At 62.5% G+C, this 18,386-nt stretch carries 18 protein-coding genes and 1 pseudogene; 6 read left to right on the top strand and 13 right to left on the bottom strand.

The window, feature by feature from the left end; all coding sequences use genetic code 11:
* Position 1: 1 nt before the first annotated feature.
* Positions 2–862: a MurR/RpiR family transcriptional regulator gene (locus HBO05_RS26195; RefSeq protein ID WP_169955121.1), complete on the bottom strand. Its 861-nt coding sequence runs from the start codon at positions 860–862 to the stop codon at positions 2–4.
* A 26-nt stretch (positions 863–888) separates the two neighbouring features.
* Positions 889–2,292, bottom strand: a complete 1,404-nt coding sequence (locus HBO05_RS26190) for a gluconate:H+ symporter (protein WP_169955122.1) — start codon at positions 2,290–2,292, stop codon at positions 889–891.
* 186 nt (positions 2,293–2,478) lie between these two features.
* Here HBO05_RS26190 and HBO05_RS26185 point away from each other — a divergent pair, with 186 nt between their 5' ends.
* Positions 2,479–2,859 carry a lysozyme inhibitor LprI family protein gene (locus HBO05_RS26185; RefSeq protein WP_172314610.1) on the top strand — a complete coding sequence of 127 codons (381 nt, stop codon included), beginning with the start codon at positions 2,479–2,481 and terminating at the stop codon, positions 2,857–2,859.
* Between the two features lie 23 nt (positions 2,860–2,882).
* Here HBO05_RS26185 and HBO05_RS26180 read toward each other — a convergent pair whose 3' ends face one another.
* From HBO05_RS26180 to HBO05_RS26165, 4 genes are all read right to left on the bottom strand, one after another.
* Positions 2,883–4,328, bottom strand: coding sequence for a SulP family inorganic anion transporter (locus tag HBO05_RS26180; RefSeq protein ID WP_170058538.1), 1,446 nt, complete (start codon positions 4,326–4,328; stop codon positions 2,883–2,885).
* Between the two features lie 158 nt (positions 4,329–4,486).
* The gene (locus HBO05_RS26175) at positions 4,487–5,383 is read right to left on the bottom strand and encodes a LysR family transcriptional regulator (protein WP_169955125.1); all 897 of its coding nucleotides are present in this window, start codon (positions 5,381–5,383) and stop codon (positions 4,487–4,489) included.
* Positions 5,384–5,424: 41 nt separating this feature from the next.
* Positions 5,425–6,015 (bottom strand): NAD(P)H-dependent oxidoreductase, encoded by a 591-nt coding sequence (locus tag HBO05_RS26170; RefSeq protein ID WP_169955126.1) that lies wholly within the window; start codon positions 6,013–6,015, stop codon positions 5,425–5,427.
* 123 nt (positions 6,016–6,138) lie between these two features.
* Entirely contained in the window at positions 6,139–6,903 is a 765-nt protein-coding gene (locus HBO05_RS26165) for a sulfite exporter TauE/SafE family protein (RefSeq protein ID WP_170043666.1), read from the bottom strand.
* A 190-nt stretch (positions 6,904–7,093) separates the two neighbouring features.
* Between HBO05_RS26165 and HBO05_RS26160 the strand changes: the two genes are divergently transcribed.
* A complete protein-coding gene (locus HBO05_RS26160; RefSeq protein ID WP_170043667.1) occupies positions 7,094–7,990 on the top strand; it encodes a LysR substrate-binding domain-containing protein in 897 nt (298 codons plus the stop codon).
* Here HBO05_RS26160 and HBO05_RS26155 read toward each other — a convergent pair.
* Both HBO05_RS26155 and kynU read right to left on the bottom strand, forming a co-directional pair.
* Positions 7,936–9,342: an amino acid permease gene (locus HBO05_RS26155; protein ID WP_172314608.1), complete on the bottom strand. Its 1,407-nt coding sequence runs from the start codon at positions 9,340–9,342 to the stop codon at positions 7,936–7,938. The genes HBO05_RS26160 and HBO05_RS26155 overlap by 55 nt on opposite strands.
* Before the next feature lie 163 nt (positions 9,343–9,505).
* Positions 9,506–10,756 (bottom strand): kynureninase, encoded by a 1,251-nt coding sequence (gene kynU, locus HBO05_RS26150; RefSeq protein ID WP_172314606.1) that lies wholly within the window; start codon positions 10,754–10,756, stop codon positions 9,506–9,508.
* Positions 10,757–10,899: 143 nt separating this feature from the next.
* On the opposite strand from kynU, the gene HBO05_RS26145 reads away from it, so the two are divergent.
* Positions 10,900–11,373 carry an Lrp/AsnC family transcriptional regulator gene (locus HBO05_RS26145; RefSeq protein ID WP_017531067.1) on the top strand — a complete coding sequence of 158 codons (474 nt, stop codon included), beginning with the start codon at positions 10,900–10,902 and terminating at the stop codon, positions 11,371–11,373.
* Between the two features lie 153 nt (positions 11,374–11,526).
* Here HBO05_RS26145 and catA read toward each other — a convergent pair whose 3' ends face one another.
* Genes catA through HBO05_RS26130 form a run of 3 tightly spaced genes read right to left on the bottom strand, consistent with a single transcriptional unit; the run spans position 11,527 to position 13,930 of the window.
* Entirely contained in the window at positions 11,527–12,456 is a 930-nt protein-coding gene (gene catA, locus HBO05_RS26140) for a catechol 1,2-dioxygenase (protein WP_169955131.1), read from the bottom strand.
* A 42-nt stretch (positions 12,457–12,498) separates the two neighbouring features.
* Positions 12,499–12,789, bottom strand: coding sequence for a muconolactone Delta-isomerase (catC, locus tag HBO05_RS26135; protein ID WP_029299901.1), 291 nt, complete (start codon positions 12,787–12,789; stop codon positions 12,499–12,501).
* Between the two features lie 13 nt (positions 12,790–12,802).
* Positions 12,803–13,930 carry a muconate cycloisomerase family protein gene (locus tag HBO05_RS26130; protein ID WP_170043669.1) on the bottom strand — a complete coding sequence of 376 codons (1,128 nt, stop codon included), beginning with the start codon at positions 13,928–13,930 and terminating at the stop codon, positions 12,803–12,805.
* Between the two features lie 114 nt (positions 13,931–14,044).
* On the opposite strand from HBO05_RS26130, the gene HBO05_RS26125 reads away from it, so the two are divergent.
* Positions 14,045–14,920, top strand: a complete 876-nt coding sequence (locus tag HBO05_RS26125) for a LysR family transcriptional regulator (protein ID WP_170043670.1) — start codon at positions 14,045–14,047, stop codon at positions 14,918–14,920.
* Between the two features lie 133 nt (positions 14,921–15,053).
* Here the strand turns inward: HBO05_RS26125 and HBO05_RS26120 are convergent, their stop codons facing one another.
* A complete protein-coding gene (locus HBO05_RS26120) occupies positions 15,054–16,055 on the bottom strand; it encodes a helix-turn-helix domain-containing protein (protein ID WP_172314604.1) in 1,002 nt (333 codons plus the stop codon).
* A gap of 309 nt (positions 16,056–16,364) precedes the next feature.
* On the opposite strand from HBO05_RS26120, the gene antA reads away from it, so the two are divergent.
* Positions 16,365–17,756: an anthranilate 1,2-dioxygenase large subunit gene (antA, locus tag HBO05_RS26115; protein ID WP_169955135.1), complete on the top strand. Its 1,392-nt coding sequence runs from the start codon at positions 16,365–16,367 to the stop codon at positions 17,754–17,756.
* Entirely contained in the window at positions 17,756–18,247 is a 492-nt protein-coding gene (gene antB / locus HBO05_RS26110) for an anthranilate 1,2-dioxygenase small subunit (RefSeq protein ID WP_169955136.1), read from the top strand. Before antA ends, antB begins: the two co-directional genes overlap by 1 nt.
* Before the next feature lie 18 nt (positions 18,248–18,265).
* Here the strand turns inward: antB and HBO05_RS29400 are convergent.
* Positions 18,266–18,385, bottom strand: a pseudogene (locus tag HBO05_RS29400) (outer membrane lipoprotein carrier protein LolA); the annotation flags it as partial.
* Between the last annotated feature and the right edge of the window lies 1 nt (position 18,386).

Below are 18,386 nucleotides of genomic sequence, written 5' to 3'. Positions count from 1 at the left end.
TTCAATCTCCAAGCGGCAGGCTGTCAGGGCCGCCGCGATAGTCGTCCAGGGCCAGCTTGATCCGGCGCAGGCGTTCCTGGTTGTCGTCCGGCATGGCCAGGGCCAGTTCGGTGGCGAGTAAATCGATGGCCAGCAACATGCCGTAGCGCGCCGCTGTGGGTTTGTAGATAAAACTGGTTTCCGCTGGTTGCAGCGGCAGCAGTACGTCAGCCAACTGCGCCAATGGCGAGTCGGCCAGGGTGATGGCGACGACCCGCGCGCCATAGTTGCGGGCCAGTTCCACCACGCCCAGCAGCTCGGGCGTCAGGCCGGTGAGGGAGCAGACAATCAGGGCGTGTTCGGCGCTCAACGTGGCGGCCGTGACCCGCATCATCACCGGGTCGCGGCAGGCGGCAATCGGGTAGCCCAGGCGTACCAGGCGCACCTGCAACTCTTCACTGCACAGGCTCGACGGGCCGCCCATGCCAAACGCGTGGATCATCCGCGCCTTGCCCAGCAGGTTCACCGCATCGACAAACCCGGCCTGGTTGAAGCCCGACAGGTGCTGGCGCAACGTCGCTTCGATATCACCGAGGATCTGGCGATGAAACGCCGACTGCTCGGGCAACCCCGCCGGGTCCAGAAAACGGCTGCCCACGCCACTGGCCTGGGCCAGTTGCAGGCGCAGGTCGCGCAAGTCGCGGCAACCGACGCTGCGGGCAAAGCGCGACAAGGTGGCGGTGCTGACCTCTGCCCGCTGGGACAGCTCTTCCAGGCTGGCGGATGCGGCAAAACCCACATCATCGAGCATCAGCCGGGCGATACGCCCTTCGCCAGCGCTGAAGGAATCCTGGCGGGCGCGGATCTGGTAGAGGATGTCCATGGGGTCTCCGGGTTACAGGATGAGGCTCATAAAACAAGAGACAGGCCGTAGGTCAGGCCGAAGGCGACCACTGAAATCAAAGTCTCCAGTACGGTCCAGGTCTTGAAGGTCTGGATCACCGTCATATTGAAGTATTCCTTGATCAGCCAGAAGCCGCCGTCGTTGACGTGGGAAAAGATCACCGAACCGGCACCGGTCGCCAGCACCAGCAATTCCGGGTGTGGGTAACCCAGGCCCAGGGCCACGGGGGCGACAACGCCCGACGCGGTGGTCATGGCCACGGTCGCCGAGCCGGTGGCAATGCGCATCAATGCAGCGAACAACCAGCCCATCACCAGCGGCGACAGGTTGAAGGCATTGGCCATGCCGAGGATTTCATGGGTCACGCCGGCATCTACCAGGATCCGGTTCAAGCCGCCGCCCGCGCCCACCAGCAGGGTGATGCTGGCGGTCGGCGCCAGGCATTCATTGGTGAACTTGAGGATCGACTCGCGGTTGAAGCCCTGGGCCAGGCCCAGGGTCCAAAAACTGACCAGGGTCGCTACCAGCAAGGCGATCACCGAGTTGCCGATAAACAACAGGAACTGGTTGAAGCCGCTGCCAGGCGTGGAGATCAGGTTGGCCCAACCGCCGATCATCATCAGCACCACCGGCAACAGGATGGTGCCCATGGTCAGGCCGAAACTGGGCAGGCGGGTGCGCGGCTCGCGCTCGATGAACTGGCGCTCCAGCGGGTTTTCGGCGGGCAAATGGATGCGCGGCACGATGAACTTGGCGTACACCGGGCCGGCGATGATCGCGGTGGGGATGCCGATCAAAATCGCATACAGCACGGTTTGCCCGACCGAGGCGTTATACGCCAGCACCGCCATCATCGCCGCCGGGTGCGGCGGCACCAGGGCATGCACCACCGACAGGCCGGCGACCATCGGCAGGCCGACCATCAGGATCGACACGCCCACGCGCCGGGCCACGGTAAAGGCAATCGGCACCAGTAGTACAAAACCGACCTCGAAAAACAGCGGCAGCCCCACCAGGAAGGCAATGCACACCATGGCCCAGTGGGCATTGCGCTCGCCGAAACGGTTGATCAGGGTGCGCGCCACCTGCTCGGCGCCGCCGGATTCGGCCATCATCTTGCCGAGCATCGTGCCCAGGGCCACCACCAGTGCGATATGCCCCAGGGTCTTGCCGACGCCCGCCTCGTAGGAACCCATGATCGTATCCGCCGGCATCCCGGCCAGCAGCGCCAGGCCGATGGATACCAGGGTGATGACGATAAACGGGTTGAGCCGGTAACGTGCAATCAGCACGATCAATGCAATGATGGCGATGGCAGCGTATGCCAACAGCCAGACGCCCGGTGATGCGGCCATGCGGTACTCCTCGGAAAGGGTCACGTCGAATTGGTTGTGAAACTCATAAATCATTACCGAGGAAGGTTTTCAAATTTTATGAAAGTAATTTTCGCCCACAGGTAAGCGCTGTCGCTTTGGGACATGCCCGCAGAGCCAGGATGAAAATCGGGGGATAGTTCTTACATGCAGCACAGAGCAGATACGGGAAACTAGACTGCTGGCCTAAACTGCAACCCAATAACCGCCAGGAAGCCCAAGATGAACCTGAGAACTTTCACCGCCAGCACGCTGTGGCTGGCCTTGTGCGGCGCCGCAGTGGCCGCCGACAGCAGCCCGGCCCTGCAAAAATGCCTGGACGCCGCCAACACCACGGCGGCGATGGTCAGTTGCAACGTCGAACAAACCAGGATTCAGGACCAGCGCCTGAACAACGCCTATCAAGCCGCGCTGGATGCCCAGGGCCAGCGCAAGCAACAACTGCAGGATGTGCAACGCCTGTGGATCAAATACCGCGATGCCAATTGCGCCTTCGTCGGCTCCGCGACCGGCGCCAGCATCGATCAGGTCAACGGCTCCGGCTGTGTGCTGGACATGACCCAGACCCGCGCCGAGGAACTGGAAAACCTCGTCGGCCCCTAACCCCCTCGCCTATCCCGCCAGGATCAGTCGTGCTGCACCCGCGCACGCTTGAGCAGTTTCTTGCAGCGCTCCGACAAGTGCAGCACCCGCAGGTGCTTGCCGGCCTTGGCGTAGCGCTCGCGCAAGGTCATCAACGCGGCGATGGCGGAGTAGTCGACAAAGCTCAGGTGCCGGCAGTCCAGCGTTACCTGGGCCGGATCGTTGGCCGGGTCGAACTGGTTCAGGAACGGTGTGGTCGAGGCAAAGAACAAGGTGCCGTGCAGGCGATAGAGCTTGCTGCCATCGGCCTCCAGATGTTCATCGGCGTACAGCTCCCGCGCCTGTTGCCAGGCAAAGTTGAGCGCGGCAATCACAATCCCGCACAGCACCGCCGTGGCCAGGTCGGTGAACACCGTGATCACCGTCACCGCGATGATCACCAGCACATCATTGAGCGGCACCTTGTTGATCACCCGTAGCGACGCCCAGGCAAAGGTCTGCTGGGACACCACGAACATCACCCCCACCAGCGCCGCCAGGGGAATGCGCTCGATCAGCGGCGACAGGAACAAAATAAACAGCAGGATCATCACCCCGGCAAACACCCCGGAAAACCGCCCGCGCCCGCCCGAGCTGAGGTTGATCACCGTCTGCCCGATCATCGCGCAGCCGCCCATGCCGCCAAACACCCCGCTGACCATGTTCGCCGCGCCCAGGGCCACGCTTTCGCGGTCGGGGTAGCCACGGGTCTCGGTGATTTCGTCGGTGAGGTTGAGGGTCAGCAAGGTTTCCAGTAGCCCGACCATGGCCATCAAACACGCATAAGGCGCGATGATGCCCAGGGTTTGCAGGGTCCAGGGGATCTGCGGCAGGGCAAACGTCGGCAGGCCGCCGGCGATGTGGGCCATGTCGCCCAGCGTGCGAGTGGGCAAGCCCAGCAGGTACACCGCAAGCCCCACACCAAGAATCGCCACCAGCGCCGGCGGCACCGCGCGGGTCAGGCGGGGCAGCAGGTAGACGATGGCCATGGTCGCCGCCACCAACCCCGTCATCACATACAACGGCGTGCCGCTGAGCCAGGCCTCAGCGCTTTTGAAATGCTCCAGTTGCGCCAGGGCGATGATGATCGCCAGGCCGTTGACGAAACCGAGCATCACCGGGTGCGGCACCATGCGCACCAACTTGCCCAGGCGCAGCAGGCCGAAGGCAATCATGATCAGGCCGCCGAGCACCACCGTCGCCAGCAGGTACTCCACCCCGTGTTGCACCACCAGCGCGACGATCACCACCGCCATCGACCCAGCCGCCCCCGAGACCATCCCCGGCCGGCCGCCGAACAACGCGGTCAAGGTGCAGATGATAAAGGCGCCATACAGTCCCATCAGCGGGTTGAGGTGGGCTACCAGGGCAAAGGCGATGCATTCGGGCAACAAGGCAAAAGACGTGGTGAGTCCGGCCAGGGCGTCGGCGCGCAGACGAGAGAGCTTCATGGGTTTACCGGGGGAGTTGCGGGGGATGAGGCGGCGATGGTACGCAAAACCACGAAACCGAACCAGTAGGAACCGGCTTGCCGGCGATGAGGCCAGTTGCATCACCCCGCAACCTTCAGGCCGCTATCGCCGGCAAGCCGGCTCCTACAACGGGTAGGTCAACAGGCGTAGCGCGCCAGTTTTTCCTGGATAAAGTCGAGGAAGCATTGGATACGCAGGGCCAGTTGCGAGTTGCGGTAGTACACCGCGTGGATCGGCTGGCGGTAACCGCTGTTGAACGGAGCCAGGACCGTCTGCAAGCGGCCGGCGTTGATGTCTTCGATGGTCATGAAGTGCGACAGGCAGGCGATCCCCTGCCCCTCCAACGCCAGTTGGCGCAGGGTTTCACCGCTGGACGCGGCAATGCCCGGCTCGATCTGCCAGCGGTCGCCCTGCACATGGCGCAGCGGCCAGTGGTTGAGGGTTTCGGTCTGGGTAAAGCCCAGCAACGTATGGTTGGCCAGGTCGGCCACGGTCGCTGGCGTGCCGTGTTGTGCCAGATAGGCCGGGCTGGCAAGGATATGCAGCGGGCTGCAGCCCAGGGAGCGGGCGTGCAGGGTCGAATCCGCCAGGGCGCCGATGCGGATGGCGATATCGGTGCTCTGCTCCAGCAGGTCGATGATCAGGTCGTTGCTGTTGAGCTCCAGCTGGATATCCGGGTACAGGCGGCGGAACTCGGCGACGTACGGCACGATGGCGTGCAGCATGAACGGCGACGCGGCATTGATCCGCAAGCGCCCGGACGGGGTTTTCTGGCGCGACGACAGGCGCTCTTCCAACGCTTGCATCTGTTCCAGGATCAGCTTGGCCTGCTCGAAGAAGTACTTGCCCTCTTCGGTCAGGTCCATGCGCCGCGTGGTGCGGTTGATCAGGGTGGTGTCGAGCTTGGCTTCGAGCCGCGACAAGGTGCGGCTGACCGCCGAGGGCGTCTGCCCGACTTGTTCGGCGGCGGCGGAAATCGAACCGCATTCAATCACGCAGACGAAGATCTGTAGCTCATCGGATCGGGCTTTCAACGTGCATCCTCGTGAATACGGCTGCGTGGATACTAGCCGTATTACGGCGCCAGGTTAAACACCTGGGCCAGATGCTGCTCGTAGCGCAGCACATCAGCCTCGATGGAGGGGCGTTTCATCACGTCCACACAGAGGAAAGTCGGCAGGCCGCTCATGCCGAGGAACTGGTTGGCCTTGTGGAACGGGAAGTACACCGCGTCCACGCCCTTGGCCTCGAAGAAGTCGCTCGGGTCGTCGAATGCGGCCTGCGGCGCGTTCCAGGTCAGCGACAACATGTACTGCTTGCCTTGGATCAGGCCGCCGCTGCCGTATTTTTGCGACGCATCGGAACGGGTGCGGCCATCGCTGGCGTACAGGCTGCCGTGGCCTTCGGTGAAGACCTCGTCGATGTACTTCTTGACGATCCACGGGGCGCCCATCCACCAGCCGGGCATCTGGTAGATGATCACGTCGGCCCAGAGGAACTTGGCGACTTCTTCGGCCACGTCGTAGCCGGCGTCGATATGAGTGACTTTCACGTCGATACCACCCCGGTCCAGCACCGCCAGGGCGGCGTCATGCAGGGTGTTGTTGTAGCGACCATCGGAGTGGGCGAATTTCTTGCCACCGTTGAGCAACAGAACTTTTTTCATGGGGGTTTACCTGAAGGTTGAAAATGTATGAGCGCAGGCTACGGGCAACTCCTCGGGGGAGTAAGCCACGGATCGGCAAAACACTTTTGACCCTAAGGCACAAGTAATCATTTGATTGTTGCGCTAGCCACCCACCAGCAAGTGCCCGCCCAGGGCTGCCATGCCTATAAAGAACACGCGCTTGAACAGCACAGCGCTGATGCGCTGGCGCAGCTTTTGCCCCAGCCACATGCCCAGCAGCGCCGGCACCAGCGCCAGCAACGAAGCATTGAGTTCGCCGGCCCCGAGGTTGCCGCGCCAGAACAGCCCGCCTGCCAGGGCCAGGGTCGACACGCTGAAGGACAGGCCCAGCGCCTGCACCAGTTGGTCACGGCTCAAGCCCAGTGCTTGCAGGTAGGGCACGGCCGGGATCACGAAGACGCCGGTGGCCGAGGTGATGATCCCCGTCAGCAGCCCACACAGCGGGCCCAGCCAGCGCTCGGTGCGGGCAGGCACACGGAACGTCGGCAGCAACAGCCCGCACAGCGCATACACCAGCAACGCCCCGCCCAAGGCCCGCACCACCCAGGGGCCACCGTCCATGCCCAGCCACAGCGAACCGAGCCCGGTTCCCAAGAAAACCAGCAGGAGCATGGGCCACAGGCGTTTGCTCAATGCGCCCAGGTGCCCCCCGAAGCTCAGTTGCCAGAGGTTGGTAATAGTCGAAGGGATGATCAACAAAGCCGCAGCCTGCGCCGGCAACATAGCCAGGCCGAGCAGGCCCATGGCGACGGTGGGCAGGCCCAGGCCGATCACGCCCTTGACGGCACCGGCCAGCAGGAAGGTGCCTATCACCAGCAGAGTCAGGGCTGAACCCAGGTTTTGGTAGAACGCGAGGAAGGTAGTCATGGGGGGAGTTTGCGGGTTTGCCGTGGGGTTGGAAATTCGCCATATACTGAGGCAGCCTCTTGTTTTGCGTGAGGCTCAGACCGCTATCGCAGGCAAGCCAGCTCCCACATTCTGAATGTGTTCACCCTTCCAAATGTGGGAGCTGGCTTGCCTGCGATAAGGCCCGTCCAGGCACCCGAGAACCCCAGCCATGCACTTTGACCTGACCGACCTGCGCCTCTACCTGCACATCCTCGACGCCGGCAATATCACCGCCGGCGCCGCCCGCAGCCACTTGTCCCTGGCCGCCGCCAGTGCGCGCATCCGCGCAATGGAGGCTTCATTGGGCGTCGAATTCCTGCAGCGCGGCCGCCGTGGCGTGACCCCGACCGCCGCCGGTAACGCCCTGGCCCGCCACGCGCGCCTGCTGTTGCAACAGGCCGAACGCCTGCAGCAGGAGCTGGCGGAATACGCCAACGGCGTCAAAGGCCAGGTGCGCCTGCTGTGCAACACCACCGCCCTCAGCGAATACCTGCCGGAGTTGCTGGCGGATTTTCTCTGCGCCCACCCCAACCTCGATATCGACCTGCAAGAGCTGCCCAGCCTGCGCATCACCCACGCCCTGCGCCAGGGCGCGGCGGACCTGGGGATTATTTCCGATGCGGTGGACACCCATGGCTTGCAGACCCGGCCGTTTCGCGATGACCCGTTGGTGTTGATCCTGCCGACGGGTCACGCGCTGACGGCCGGCGCGCTGAGTTTTATCGACAGCCTGCCCTACGACTACGTGGGCCTGGCCGCCGACAGCGCGCTGGCGGTGTACTTGGAGGAACAGGCCCTGCACGCAGGCTTTCGCTTGCAGACCCGGGTGCGGGCCGATGGTTTTGATGGGGTGATGCGCATGGTCGCCCGTGGCGCGGGCCTGGGAATTGTGCCGCTGGCCGCGTTGCAGCGCTGGCCCCGCGCGCGGCCATTCCAGGCCCAGCCCCTGACGGAGGACTGGGCCTGTCGCAAACTGCTGCTGTGCGCGCGTTCGTTCGAGCAGTTGCCGGGTTACGCCAGGGCCTTGCTCGATGCCTTGTCCGTGCCTTTGCGGAAAAACACGTAATACACCGCCGAGAGAATCAACAGGAACGGCACGCCAAACACCAGGGTCATCTTGAACGCTTCGGTGAAGAACGTGGTGATCATCACCGCGCCCATCAGCACCAGCCCCAGCAGCGTGCTGTAGGGAAACAGCCGCAGCTGGAACGACAACTTCGGCCCGCCGTGGCGCTTGCGGTAGCGGCGGAAGAACAGGTGCGTGAGGAAGATCATGAACCAGGTGAAGATCGCGCCAAACATCGAGATGGCCATCATCAAGGTGAAGGAGCTTTCCGGGTACACCACGTTGAGCAGGGTCGCCAGGGCGATGCCCGAACTGGACAGCAACAGGGCATTGAGCGGGATACCGCTCTTGCTCAGGGCGCCCATGGATTTTGGCGCGAAGCCGGCGCGCGACAGGCTGAACATCATGCGCGTGGTGATGTAGAGCTGGCTGTTCATGGCCGATAGCGCGGCAATCAGGATCACGAAGTTCATCACCCCGGTGGCGCCGGGAATGCCAATGGTCTGCATCACCGTGACAAACGGGCTCTGGCTCTGCCCGGACTGGTTCCAGGGCACGATGGCCAGCATCAGCGCCAGGGTCAGCAGGTAGAACACCACCAGCCGCACAATCGTCGCGCGGAAGGCTTTTTTCACCGCCTGCTCAGGGTCGGCCGCTTCGCCCGCCGCCACCGCGATCATTTCCACGCTCAGGTAGCTGAAGATCGACACGATCACCGCGATCCACATGCCACTCAGGCCATTGGGGAAAAACCCGCCATGGGCCGTGTAGTTCTGCACCCCGTAATCCGGGTTGCCGGAGCCGAACACCACATACACCGCGAGGATGATGAAGCCGACAATCGCGCTGATCTTGATCGTCGAGAACCAGTATTCGAAGTTGCCGAAGGTCTTGACGCTGATGGCGTTGAGCACGATCAGCACACTGGAGAACGAGACGATCCACACCCATTCCGGCACGTTGGCGAACCAGTACTTCATGTACATCGCCACCGCCGTGACCTCGGCGCCCACCGCCAGCACAATCGCCGCCCAGTAGGCATAGCGCACCAAAAAACCGGCCAGGGGGCTGATGTAGAACTCGGCGTAGGCGCCAAAAGAGCCGGAGGTGGAATGGGCCACCGTCATTTCCGCCAGGCAGCCCATCAACAACAAGGTGATCAACGCGCCGATGGCGTAGCTGACCAGCACGCTGGGCCCGGCATAGCCGATGGCGTAGGCACTGCCCATGAACAGCCCGGTACCGATGGCGCCACCGATGGCGATCATGCTCATCTGCCCGGAAGTGAGCTGGCGCCGCAGGCCCAGTTCGCGGTTGGTGATTGCTGCAAAGCCGTTGTCTGGCGTGGTCACGTGCGTGCCCCTTTTATTATTGTGATTGTTACTGCTGGCCAAGCACCTGTGGGAGCTGGCTGTGGGAGCTGGCTTGCCTGCGATGCAGACACCTCGGTAGTCAGTCGGACCGAGGCGATTTCATCGCTGGCAAGCCAGCTCCTACAAGGGTTTTGTGGTGTTTTCAGGTGACGCTGTGGCGCACCTTGAATTGTGGCTGGTCCCAGGTTTTTTCATCGAGGATTTCGCCAAGGATTTCTACCGCATCCCACACCTCGGTAAAGCTGGTGTACAGCGGGGTAAAACCAAAGCGCATGATCTTCGGCTCACGGTAGTCACCGATCACCCCACGGGCGATCAGGGCCTGGACGATGGCGTAGCCTTCAGGGTGTTCAAAGCTCACATGACTGCCGCGCCTGGCGTGCTCGAGCGGGGTGATCAACGTCAGGTCATGGGCCGCGCAGCGGCTTTGCACCAATTCGATAAACAGGTCGGTCAGCGCCAGGGATTTGCGGCGCAGGCTGGCCATGTCGGTCTGGGCGAAGATATCCAGGCCGCACTCGACCATCGCCAGCGAGGTGATCGGCTGGGTGCCGCACAGGTAGCGGGTGATGCCTTTGCCGGCCACGTAGTTGGACTCCATGGCGAACTGGCGGCTATGGCCGAACCAGCCCGACAACGGCTGCGTCACCAACTCGACCAGCGCCGGGTTGACCCAGACAAACGCCTGGGAACCCGGGCCGCCGTTGAGGTATTTGTAGGTGCAGCCAATGGCGTAGTCGGCGCCGGCGTGGTGCAGGTCAATCGGCACCGCGCCCGCCGAGTGCGCCAGGTCCCAGATCGCCAGCGCGCCGCACTCGTGGCTCAGGGCGGTCAGCGCCTGCATGTCGTGCATGTAGCCGGTCTTGTAGTTGACGTGGGTGATCATCACCACGGCGGTGTCCTGGTCGATGGCCGCCGGCAGTTCGTCCGGGCTGTTCACCAGGCGCAGGCTGTAGCCCTGTTGCAGCAGTGCCGCCAGGCCTTCGGCAATGTACAGGTCAGTGGGGAAGTTGCTTGCTTCGCTGACAATCACCTTGCGCTGCGGCTGGCGTTGGCGCTGCACGCTCAAGGCGGCGCTGAGCACCTTGAACAGGTTGATTGAAGTGGTATCGGTAATCACCACTTCGGCCTCGCCCGCGCCGATCAGCGGCGCCAGGCGGTTGCCCAGGCGCTGGGACAGGTCGGCCCAGCCGGCGCTGTTCCAGCTGCGGATCAAACCATTGCCCCACTCCTCGGCAATCACCGCTTGTGCCCGCGCAAGCGCCGCCACCGGGCGTGCGCCGAGTGAGTTGCCATCGAGGTAGATCACCCCTTCCGGCAGCGCAAATTGGTGGCGCAGTGGCGCCAGCGGGTCTTGGGCGTCGAGGGTCTGGCAATGATTTCGGCTGGTCATGAAAAGTCCTGTTTTTATAGGTGACGATGGACCAAATAATGAACGAAGATTTGCAGAATTTTCGTGCAAAGTGCGCTACAACTGGCTTAATAAGCTGTAGGAAATTCGAATTTAACCTCCAAATACGCGGATTAATTCTAAGCATGATTCTCGACGCCACCGACCTGCGCCTCCTGCATTTCCTGCAACAGGATGGCCGTATCAGCAACCAGGAACTGGCGGAGAAAGTCGCCCTGTCGCCGTCCGCCTGCCTGCGCCGCTTGCGCCTGCTGGAAAGTGAGGGGGTGATCAGCGGTTATCGCGCGGTGCTCAATGCCGAGCAGTTGGGGATCGAGTTGGAAGCCATCGTCCACCTGTCGTTACGCCAGGATGTGGAGGACTGGCACGAGACGTTTATCAAGAAGGTCCAAGGCTGGCCGGAAGTGGCCAGTGCCTATGTGATCACCGGCGCCAGTAACTATGTGCTGCGGGTGCAGGCGCGCAACCTCAAGCACTTCTCGGACTTTATCGTGAACCACCTGAACCGCACGGCGGGGGTGATGGATATCCGCTCGGAGATCGTGTTGCAGAAGATCAAGGACCGGGATGAGGTGCTGGACCTGGTCGTACGCAAATAACCAACACACCGCTGATCACCTGTGGGAGCTAGCTTTTGTGGGAGCCGGGCTTGCCCGCGATACAGACACCTCGGTTTATCTGCAATACCGAGGCGACACCATCGCAGGCAAGCCAGCTCCCACAAAAGCCTGCTCCCACATTGTTTACTGCATTCAGTCTTCGAGGGCGCGTACGCGTTGCATGCGTGTTTGCTCTACGGGCGCGGCCGCCGGCTGCAACTCGAAGTCGAAATCAATCTGCGCAAACTTGCCCTCCACGCCAAACTCCCGCGCCAGCTGCGGGTCTTCGCTGAAGCGAATCTCGGCAATCAGCTCATCCCGGGTCGCGTAGGCAAAGTCATCATGCAGATACGGATCATCCGACAGGTTGATCTGCGTGGTCAGGTGCCGATGCCCCGGTGCCGAGATGAAGAAGTGGATATGCGCCGGCCGCTGGCCGTGGCGCCCCAGTTGATCGAGCAACTGCTGGGTCGGGCCGGTCGGTGGGCAGCCGTAGCCAGACGGCACGATGCTACGGAAACGATAATTGCCCTGGGCATCGGTCTCAATCCGGCGACGCAGGTTGAATTCCGATTGCGATGGGTCGAACCAGGAGTAAGTACCGCCGGTGTTGGCCTGCCACACATCCACAATCGCCCCGGCCAACGGCTTGCCGTTGATATCGCGCACTTGCCCGCGCATAAACAGCGGCACGGCCGCATCCAGGCCATCGTCCAGGCGTGCTTCGTATTTGGACAGCGGCGCACCCGCCACGTACAGCGGCCCTTCGATGGTGCGCGGGGTGCCGCCAGACTTGCCAGCTTGCTCGTCGGCGGCGTCCATCAACAGGTCCAGGTAATGCTCCAGGCCCAGGCCCGCAGCCAGCAGCCCGGCTTCCTGGTTCTTGCCCAGTTCGTTGAGGTAGTTGACCGCCTTCCAGAACTCTTGCGGGGTCACTTCCAAGTCTTCGATGATATTTACCGTATCGCGCAGGATCCGGTAGATCAGCGCCTTGGCCCGTGGGTTGCCGGCGTCATTGAGGTTGCCGCTGGCTTCTTCGAGGAAGCGTTGGGCGTGGGCAGTCTGGGACAGTCGAATGGACATGGTGCAATCCTCATCTTGTAATTATTAGGTGGCTAGACAGACTCAGCGATCATCCTCATGGATCGACGACGGATGCCGGCACAGGGCATTCACTTCGATGGCCATGTAGGGATAGAGCGGCAGTTGCATCAGCAGGTCATGCAGTTCCTGCACGCTGTCGACATCGAACACGCTGTAGTTGGCGTACAGCCCGGCGATGCGCCACAGGTGGCGCCATTTGCCCTGCGCTTGCAGGCGTTGGGCCAGGGCTTTTTCGTCGGCCTTGAGGGCCGCCGCACGCTCGGGGTTCATGTCCACGGGCAGGTTTACGGTCATTTTTACGTGAAACAACATCGCAGGCGTCCTCTTAATGTTTGTCGCGACGGAAGAACGCCAGGCGTTCCTCATCGATGGCCAGGCCCAAGCCCGGGGCGGTCGAGACATGCAGGTGGAAATCGCGATACACCAACGGCTCGCTGAGGATGTCCTCGGTCAGCAGCAGTGGCCCGAACAGCTCGGTGTCCCACGCCAGTTTATTGAGGGTGAGAAACGCGTGGGCCGAGGCCAGGGTGCCAATACCGCCTTCAAGCATGGTGCCGCCATACAGGCCGATACCCGCCGCCTCGGCAATCGCCGCCGTGCGCAGTACGGCGCGCGGGCCGCCGTTTTTCGCGATCTTCAGGGCGAACACCGAGGCCGCGCCTTCGCGGGCCAGGTTGAAGGCATCTTCGACACATTCAATGGACTCGTCAGCCATGATCGGCGCCGGGCTCGAGAGGTTGAGCCGGGCCATGCCGCCACGGTTATTGCGCGAGATGGGCTGTTCGATCAGGTCGATACCGTTATCGCCCAGCACCTTGCAGGCGCGCAGGGCCACGGCTTCGTCCCAGGCCTGGTTGACGTCGACGCGCACGCTGGCACGCTCGCCCAGGGCTTTTTTGATCGCGACCACATGGGCCAGGTCCTGGCTGACTTCACCGGCGCCGATCTTCAACTTGAAGATGCGGTGGCGGCGCAGGTCGAGCATTTTTTCGGCTTCGTCGATGTCTTTTTGCGTATTGCCGCTGGCCAACGTCCAGGCCACCGGCAGGGCATCGCGCACGCGGCCGCCGAGCAGCTCGCTGACCGGCAGGCTCAGGCGCTTGCCAAGGGCATCGAGCAAGGCGCTTTCGATGCCGGACTTGGCAAAGGTGTTGCCACGGATGCTGCGCTCCAGGCGCAACATGGCGGCGTTGATGTTGCTGGCGTCCTGGCCGATCAACAGCGGCGCGAAGTGTTGGTCGATATTGACCTTGATGCTGTCGGGGCTTTCGTTGCCGTAGCTCAGGCCACCGATGGTGGTGGACTCGCCGATCCCTTCGATGCCGTCGGCGCACCGCACGCGGATGATCACCAGGGTCTGGTTTTGCATGGTGTGCATCGCCAGCTTGTGCGGGCGGATGGTGGGGAGATCGACGATGATGGTCTCGATCGATTCGATGGCGCAAATCGGCATGGCAATACCCGTTGGGTTCTTTATAGGTCTTGCCCGATTCTGTCGCCCATTGTTGCTGGCTTCCAATATAGAATTGGTCTCGAACAATACCCTCAAGGTATGAGAGGAACTCGTATGGAACTGCGCCACCTGCGTTACTTCCAGGTGCTGGGGGAAACCCTGAACTTCACCCGCGCCGCCGAACGCCTGCACATCGCCCAGCCGCCGTTGAGCCGGCAGATCCAGCAATTGGAAGACGAACTGGGCGTGGTCCTGCTGGAGCGTGGCCGCCCGCTGCGGCTGACCGAAGCCGGGCGGTACTTCTATGAGCACGCCAATGTGCTGCTGGAACAATTGGCCAAGACGTGCGACAACACCCGGCGCATCGGCCTGGGGCAGAAGACCTGGCTGGGCATCGGTTTTGCCCCCTCGACCCTGTACGGCGTGTTGCCGGAGCTGATTCGCCGCCTGCGCAGCCATGACGCGCTGGAACTGGAGCTGGGGCTGTCGGAGATGACCACCCTGCAACAGGTCGAAGCGCTCAAGGCCGGGCGTATCGACGTGGGCTTCGGGCGGATTCGCATTGATGACCCGGCCATCGTCCAGCGCGTGTTGGTCGAGGATCGGCTGGTGGCGGTGTTGCCGGCCGGGCATGCGCTGCTGGGCGCGCCGGTGACCCTCGCGCAACTGGCCGCCGAGCCGTTGGTGCTCTACCCCGGCAACCCACGCCCCAGCTACGCCGACCATGTGATCGCACTGTTCGACACCCACGGCCTGGCGATCAAGGTCGCGCAATGGACCAACGAGTTGCAGACCGCCATTGGCCTGGTCGGGGCGGGCATGGGGGTGACGCTGGTGCCGGCGTCGGTGCAGATGCTGCACCGGGCGGATATCGGCTATACGCCAATTGTCGAGGCCACGGCGACTTCGCCGATCATTCTCAGCCGGCGGATCAATGATCAGTCGCCGGGGCTGGGTCATTGCCTGCAATTGGTGGAAGAGCTGATCTGAAACAGCCCAGCCACCACTAATACCCTGTGGGAGCTGGCTTGCCTGCGATAGCGGTGGGGCAGTCAGTACATGCAGTGGCTGACCCACCGCTATCGCAGGCAAGCCAGCTCCTACATTTTGATCCGCTGTGTGTTCAGGCACCGCGCATGCGTCGGGCGTCGTTACGCTGCAGCGTCTGGCTGGGGGATTCGTCGAACAGCTTGCGGTACTCCGCCGAGAATCTTCCCAGGTGGGTAAAGCCCCAGCCCAGGGCGATTTCGGAGATGGTGCGGGTGGCGCCATGCTCGAGAATTTCCTGGCGCACCGCGCTCAGGCGGTACTTCTTCAAGTAGGCCATGGGTGACAGCGCGAAGTATTTGCGAAACGCATCGAACAGCTTGAACCGCGACACCCCGGTGGCCGCCTCCAGGTCTTCCAGGTGCAGCGCCTCGCGGGCGTTGTCGTGGATGTATTGGCGAGCGCGGACCAGGTAGTGAGGCAGCTTGACCCCCAGCACGTCGCGCAGCTCTTCGGAGTAGTTGTTCGGCTGGGCCAGGATCAGGCCCTTGATCAGCGAGCTTTCCAGGTCGCGGGTAAACGCGGCCTGGTCGTATAGCTCGCTGCTGTGCTCCAGCTCAGCGATAAAGTGCCGCGCCATGCGCCACCACGCCGCCGGCGCACCCTGCACCGCATCCATCACCGACTCAAAGCGCAGCGGCGCATCAATCGGGCGCTGCAACAGGCCTTCCAGGGTTTCGCCCATCGCTACGCGGGTGATTACCACTTGCAGCTTGCGGCAGTCGCCGGAGATCGCCAGCACCTGGTGTTCATTGGGCGAGATGATCACACCCTGGTCGCGGTTGGAACTCAGGCGCTGGCCACCCTTGCTCAACTCCTGCTCGCCCACCAGCGGCAGGCTCAGGCTGTAGCTGCGAAAGTGCTCGGCGTCTTCGATATCGATGGTCACGTCAGTGCCGTACTCGATCACCCCAAGCGTGGTGGCGCGGGACTTGAACACATTGGCACTGTGGTGGAAGCGCAGGCGCTCCGGGGTGGCGGTTTCCAGCCGATGGGGCCCGCAGATGCCGGACATCCAGCTGCGGGCGCCTTCAAGGTCGAAACGTTCAATACGGATATCGCGTGTATGGCTACTCATCAGGTTGCACTCACGGCGGTTGTGGCCAGCGCGCTCTGACGGCGCGTCCGGTGGATCAAGGCAAGTTCTGCGCCACGTCGGGCACTTGTCCACTGGGTGGATAGCGAGCGTCGACTATGTGGATAAGAAGCCGGCTTTTGCGACAATTGCCTGGCCAGACAGTAGCGCATTCCCCGGCGCCGTTGCACCTGAGTGGGTACTTGCTCCCCAACTATGCGGCCCATCTTCCCCCATTAAGCGGATAGCTGGCCGCCCCCCTGCCCGCCTCTAATGAACCACCGATTAGCTACCCAATAAAAGGTGCCTCCCATGAGTGGTGCAAGAAGCGTCGAGCAGTGGAAAACGTTTATCGAAAGCTGCCTGGATTTTCGTCCGGCCGAGGGTGTGTTCCGCATCGCCCGGGACATGTTCACCGAGCCCGAGCTGTTCGACCTGGAGATGGAACTGATCTTCGAAAAGAATTGGATCTACGCCTGCCACGAAAGCGAACTGGCCAACAACCACGACTTCGTAACCATGCGCGCCGGGCGCCAGCCGATGATCATCACCCGCGACGGCGAAGGCCAGCTCAACGCCCTGATCAACGCCTGCCAGCACCGCGGCACCACCCTGACCCGTGTCGGCAAGGGCAACCAGTCGACCTTCACCTGCCCGTTCCACGCCTGGTGCTACAAGAGCGACGGGCGCCTGGTGAAGGTCAAGGCGCCGGGGGAATACCCGGAGGGTTTCGACAAGGCCACCCGCGGCCTGAAGAAGGCGCGCATCGAGAGCTACAAGGGCTTTGTGTTTATCAGCCTCGATGTGACTGGCACCGACAGCCTGCAAGACTTCCTTGGCGATTCCAAAGTGTTCTTCGACATGATGGTCGCGCAGTCCGCCACCGGTGAGCTGGAAGTGCTGCCCGGCAAGTCGGCCTACACCTACGACGGCAACTGGAAGCTGCAGAACGAAAACGGCCTGGACGGCTACCACGTCAGCACCGTGCACTATAACTACGTGGCCACGGTGCAGCATCGCCAGCAGGTCAACACAGAGAACGGCAGCGCCTGCGGCAGCACCCTGGACTACAGCAAACTCGGCGCCGGCGATGCCAATACCGATGATGGCTGGTTTGCCTTCAACAACGGCCACAGCGTGTTGTTCAGCGACATGCCCAACCCCAGCGTGCGCTCCGGCTACGCCACCATCATGCCGCGCCTGGTGGCAGAACACGGCCAGCAAAAGGCCGAGTGGATGATGCACCGCCTGCGCAACCTGAACGTCTACCCGAGCCTGTTCTTTCTCGACCAGATCAGCTCGCAACTGCGCATCATCCGCCCGGTGGCGTGGAACAAGACCGAGATCATCAGCCAGTGCCTGGGGGTCAAGCACGAGTCCGACGCCGACCGCGAAAACCGCATCCGCCAGTTTGAAGACTTCTTCAACGTGTCCGGCATGGGCACCCCGGATGACCTGGTGGAATTTCGCGAAGCCCAGCGCGGCTTCCAGGGCCGCCTGGAACGCTGGAGCGATATCTCCCGGGGCAGCCATCGCTGGGAAACCGGGCCGACGCCCAACAGCGAGGCCATCGGCATCCAACCGGCCATGACCGGCACCGAATTCACCCACGAAGGGCTGTACGTCAACCAGCACCGCAACTGGCAGACCTTCCTGCTGGACGGTCTGGACGCACAATCGTTGAAACTGCACGAGGTGAAATGATGAGCGCGCAATTGCAGTATCAGATCGAGCAGTTTTTCTACCGCAAATCCGAGCTGTGCGACGCCCAGGACTGGGACGCCTACGTGCAGTTGTTCGACCCGCAGAGTGAGTTCCACCTGCCGCAGTGGGACTCGGAGCACGTCTACACCCGCGATCCCAAGCGCGAGATGTCGCTGATCTACTACGCCAACCGTTCGGGCCTGGAAGACCGGGTGTTCCGCCTGCGCACCGGCAAGGCCGCGTCCGCCACGCCGATGCCGCGCACCTTGCACCTGATCAATAACGTGCGGATCGCCGAGCAGGCTGATGGCTGCCTGCAGGTGCGGTTGAACTGGCACACGCTGTTTTATCGGCTGGCGATGTCGGAGCAGTTCTATGGCCACGCCACCTACACCCTCAAGCCCCACGGCGACAGCTGGCTGATCACGCGCAAGCATGCGCTGCTGCTCAATGACACGATCAACTCGGTGCTGGATTTCTACCACCTCTGACGTTGACGCCCTCCCTGCAACTGTAGGAGCGAGCTTGCTCGCGAAAAAACCAAGGGCTGCGCGTGCATTCAGGATGCCCGCGCCATCGTTAACGTTTTTCGCGAGCAAGCTCGCTCCTACAGGTATTACCCAATCCATG

The sequence above is a fragment of the Pseudomonas sp. WS 5079 genome, assembly GCF_012985465.1.
Lineage (GTDB): Bacteria > Pseudomonadota > Gammaproteobacteria > Pseudomonadales > Pseudomonadaceae > Aquipseudomonas.
This window is presented reverse-complemented; position numbering and strand designations above follow the sequence as displayed.

Coding starts and splice junctions, on each gene's coding strand:
- HBO05_RS26145 (WP_017531067.1), top strand. CDS start 10,900: ATGATTCTCGACGCCACCGACCTGCGCCTCCTGCATTTCCTGCAACAG.
- HBO05_RS26180 (WP_170058538.1), bottom strand. CDS start 4,328: ATGAAGCTCTCTCGTCTGCGCGCCGACGCCCTGGCCGGACTCACCACG.
- kynU (WP_172314606.1), bottom strand. CDS start 10,756: ATGACCAGCCGAAATCATTGCCAGACCCTCGACGCCCAAGACCCGCTG.
- catC (WP_029299901.1), bottom strand. CDS start 12,789: ATGTTGTTTCACGTAAAAATGACCGTAAACCTGCCCGTGGACATGAAC.
- HBO05_RS26125 (WP_170043670.1), top strand. CDS start 14,045: ATGGAACTGCGCCACCTGCGTTACTTCCAGGTGCTGGGGGAAACCCTG.
- HBO05_RS26190 (WP_169955122.1), bottom strand. CDS start 2,292: ATGATTTATGAGTTTCACAACCAATTCGACGTGACCCTTTCCGAGGAG.
- HBO05_RS26120 (WP_172314604.1), bottom strand. CDS start 16,055: ATGAGTAGCCATACACGCGATATCCGTATTGAACGTTTCGACCTTGAA.
- antA (WP_169955135.1), top strand. CDS start 16,365: ATGAGTGGTGCAAGAAGCGTCGAGCAGTGGAAAACGTTTATCGAAAGC.
- HBO05_RS26165 (WP_170043666.1), bottom strand. CDS start 6,903: ATGACTACCTTCCTCGCGTTCTACCAAAACCTGGGTTCAGCCCTGACT.
- HBO05_RS26170 (WP_169955126.1), bottom strand. CDS start 6,015: ATGAAAAAAGTTCTGTTGCTCAACGGTGGCAAGAAATTCGCCCACTCC.
- catA (WP_169955131.1), bottom strand. CDS start 12,456: ATGTCCATTCGACTGTCCCAGACTGCCCACGCCCAACGCTTCCTCGAA.
- HBO05_RS26130 (WP_170043669.1), bottom strand. CDS start 13,930: ATGCCGATTTGCGCCATCGAATCGATCGAGACCATCATCGTCGATCTC.
- HBO05_RS26185 (WP_172314610.1), top strand. CDS start 2,479: ATGAACCTGAGAACTTTCACCGCCAGCACGCTGTGGCTGGCCTTGTGC.
- antB (WP_169955136.1), top strand. CDS start 17,756: ATGAGCGCGCAATTGCAGTATCAGATCGAGCAGTTTTTCTACCGCAAA.
- HBO05_RS26195 (WP_169955121.1), bottom strand. CDS start 862: ATGGACATCCTCTACCAGATCCGCGCCCGCCAGGATTCCTTCAGCGCT.
- HBO05_RS26160 (WP_170043667.1), top strand. CDS start 7,094: ATGCACTTTGACCTGACCGACCTGCGCCTCTACCTGCACATCCTCGAC.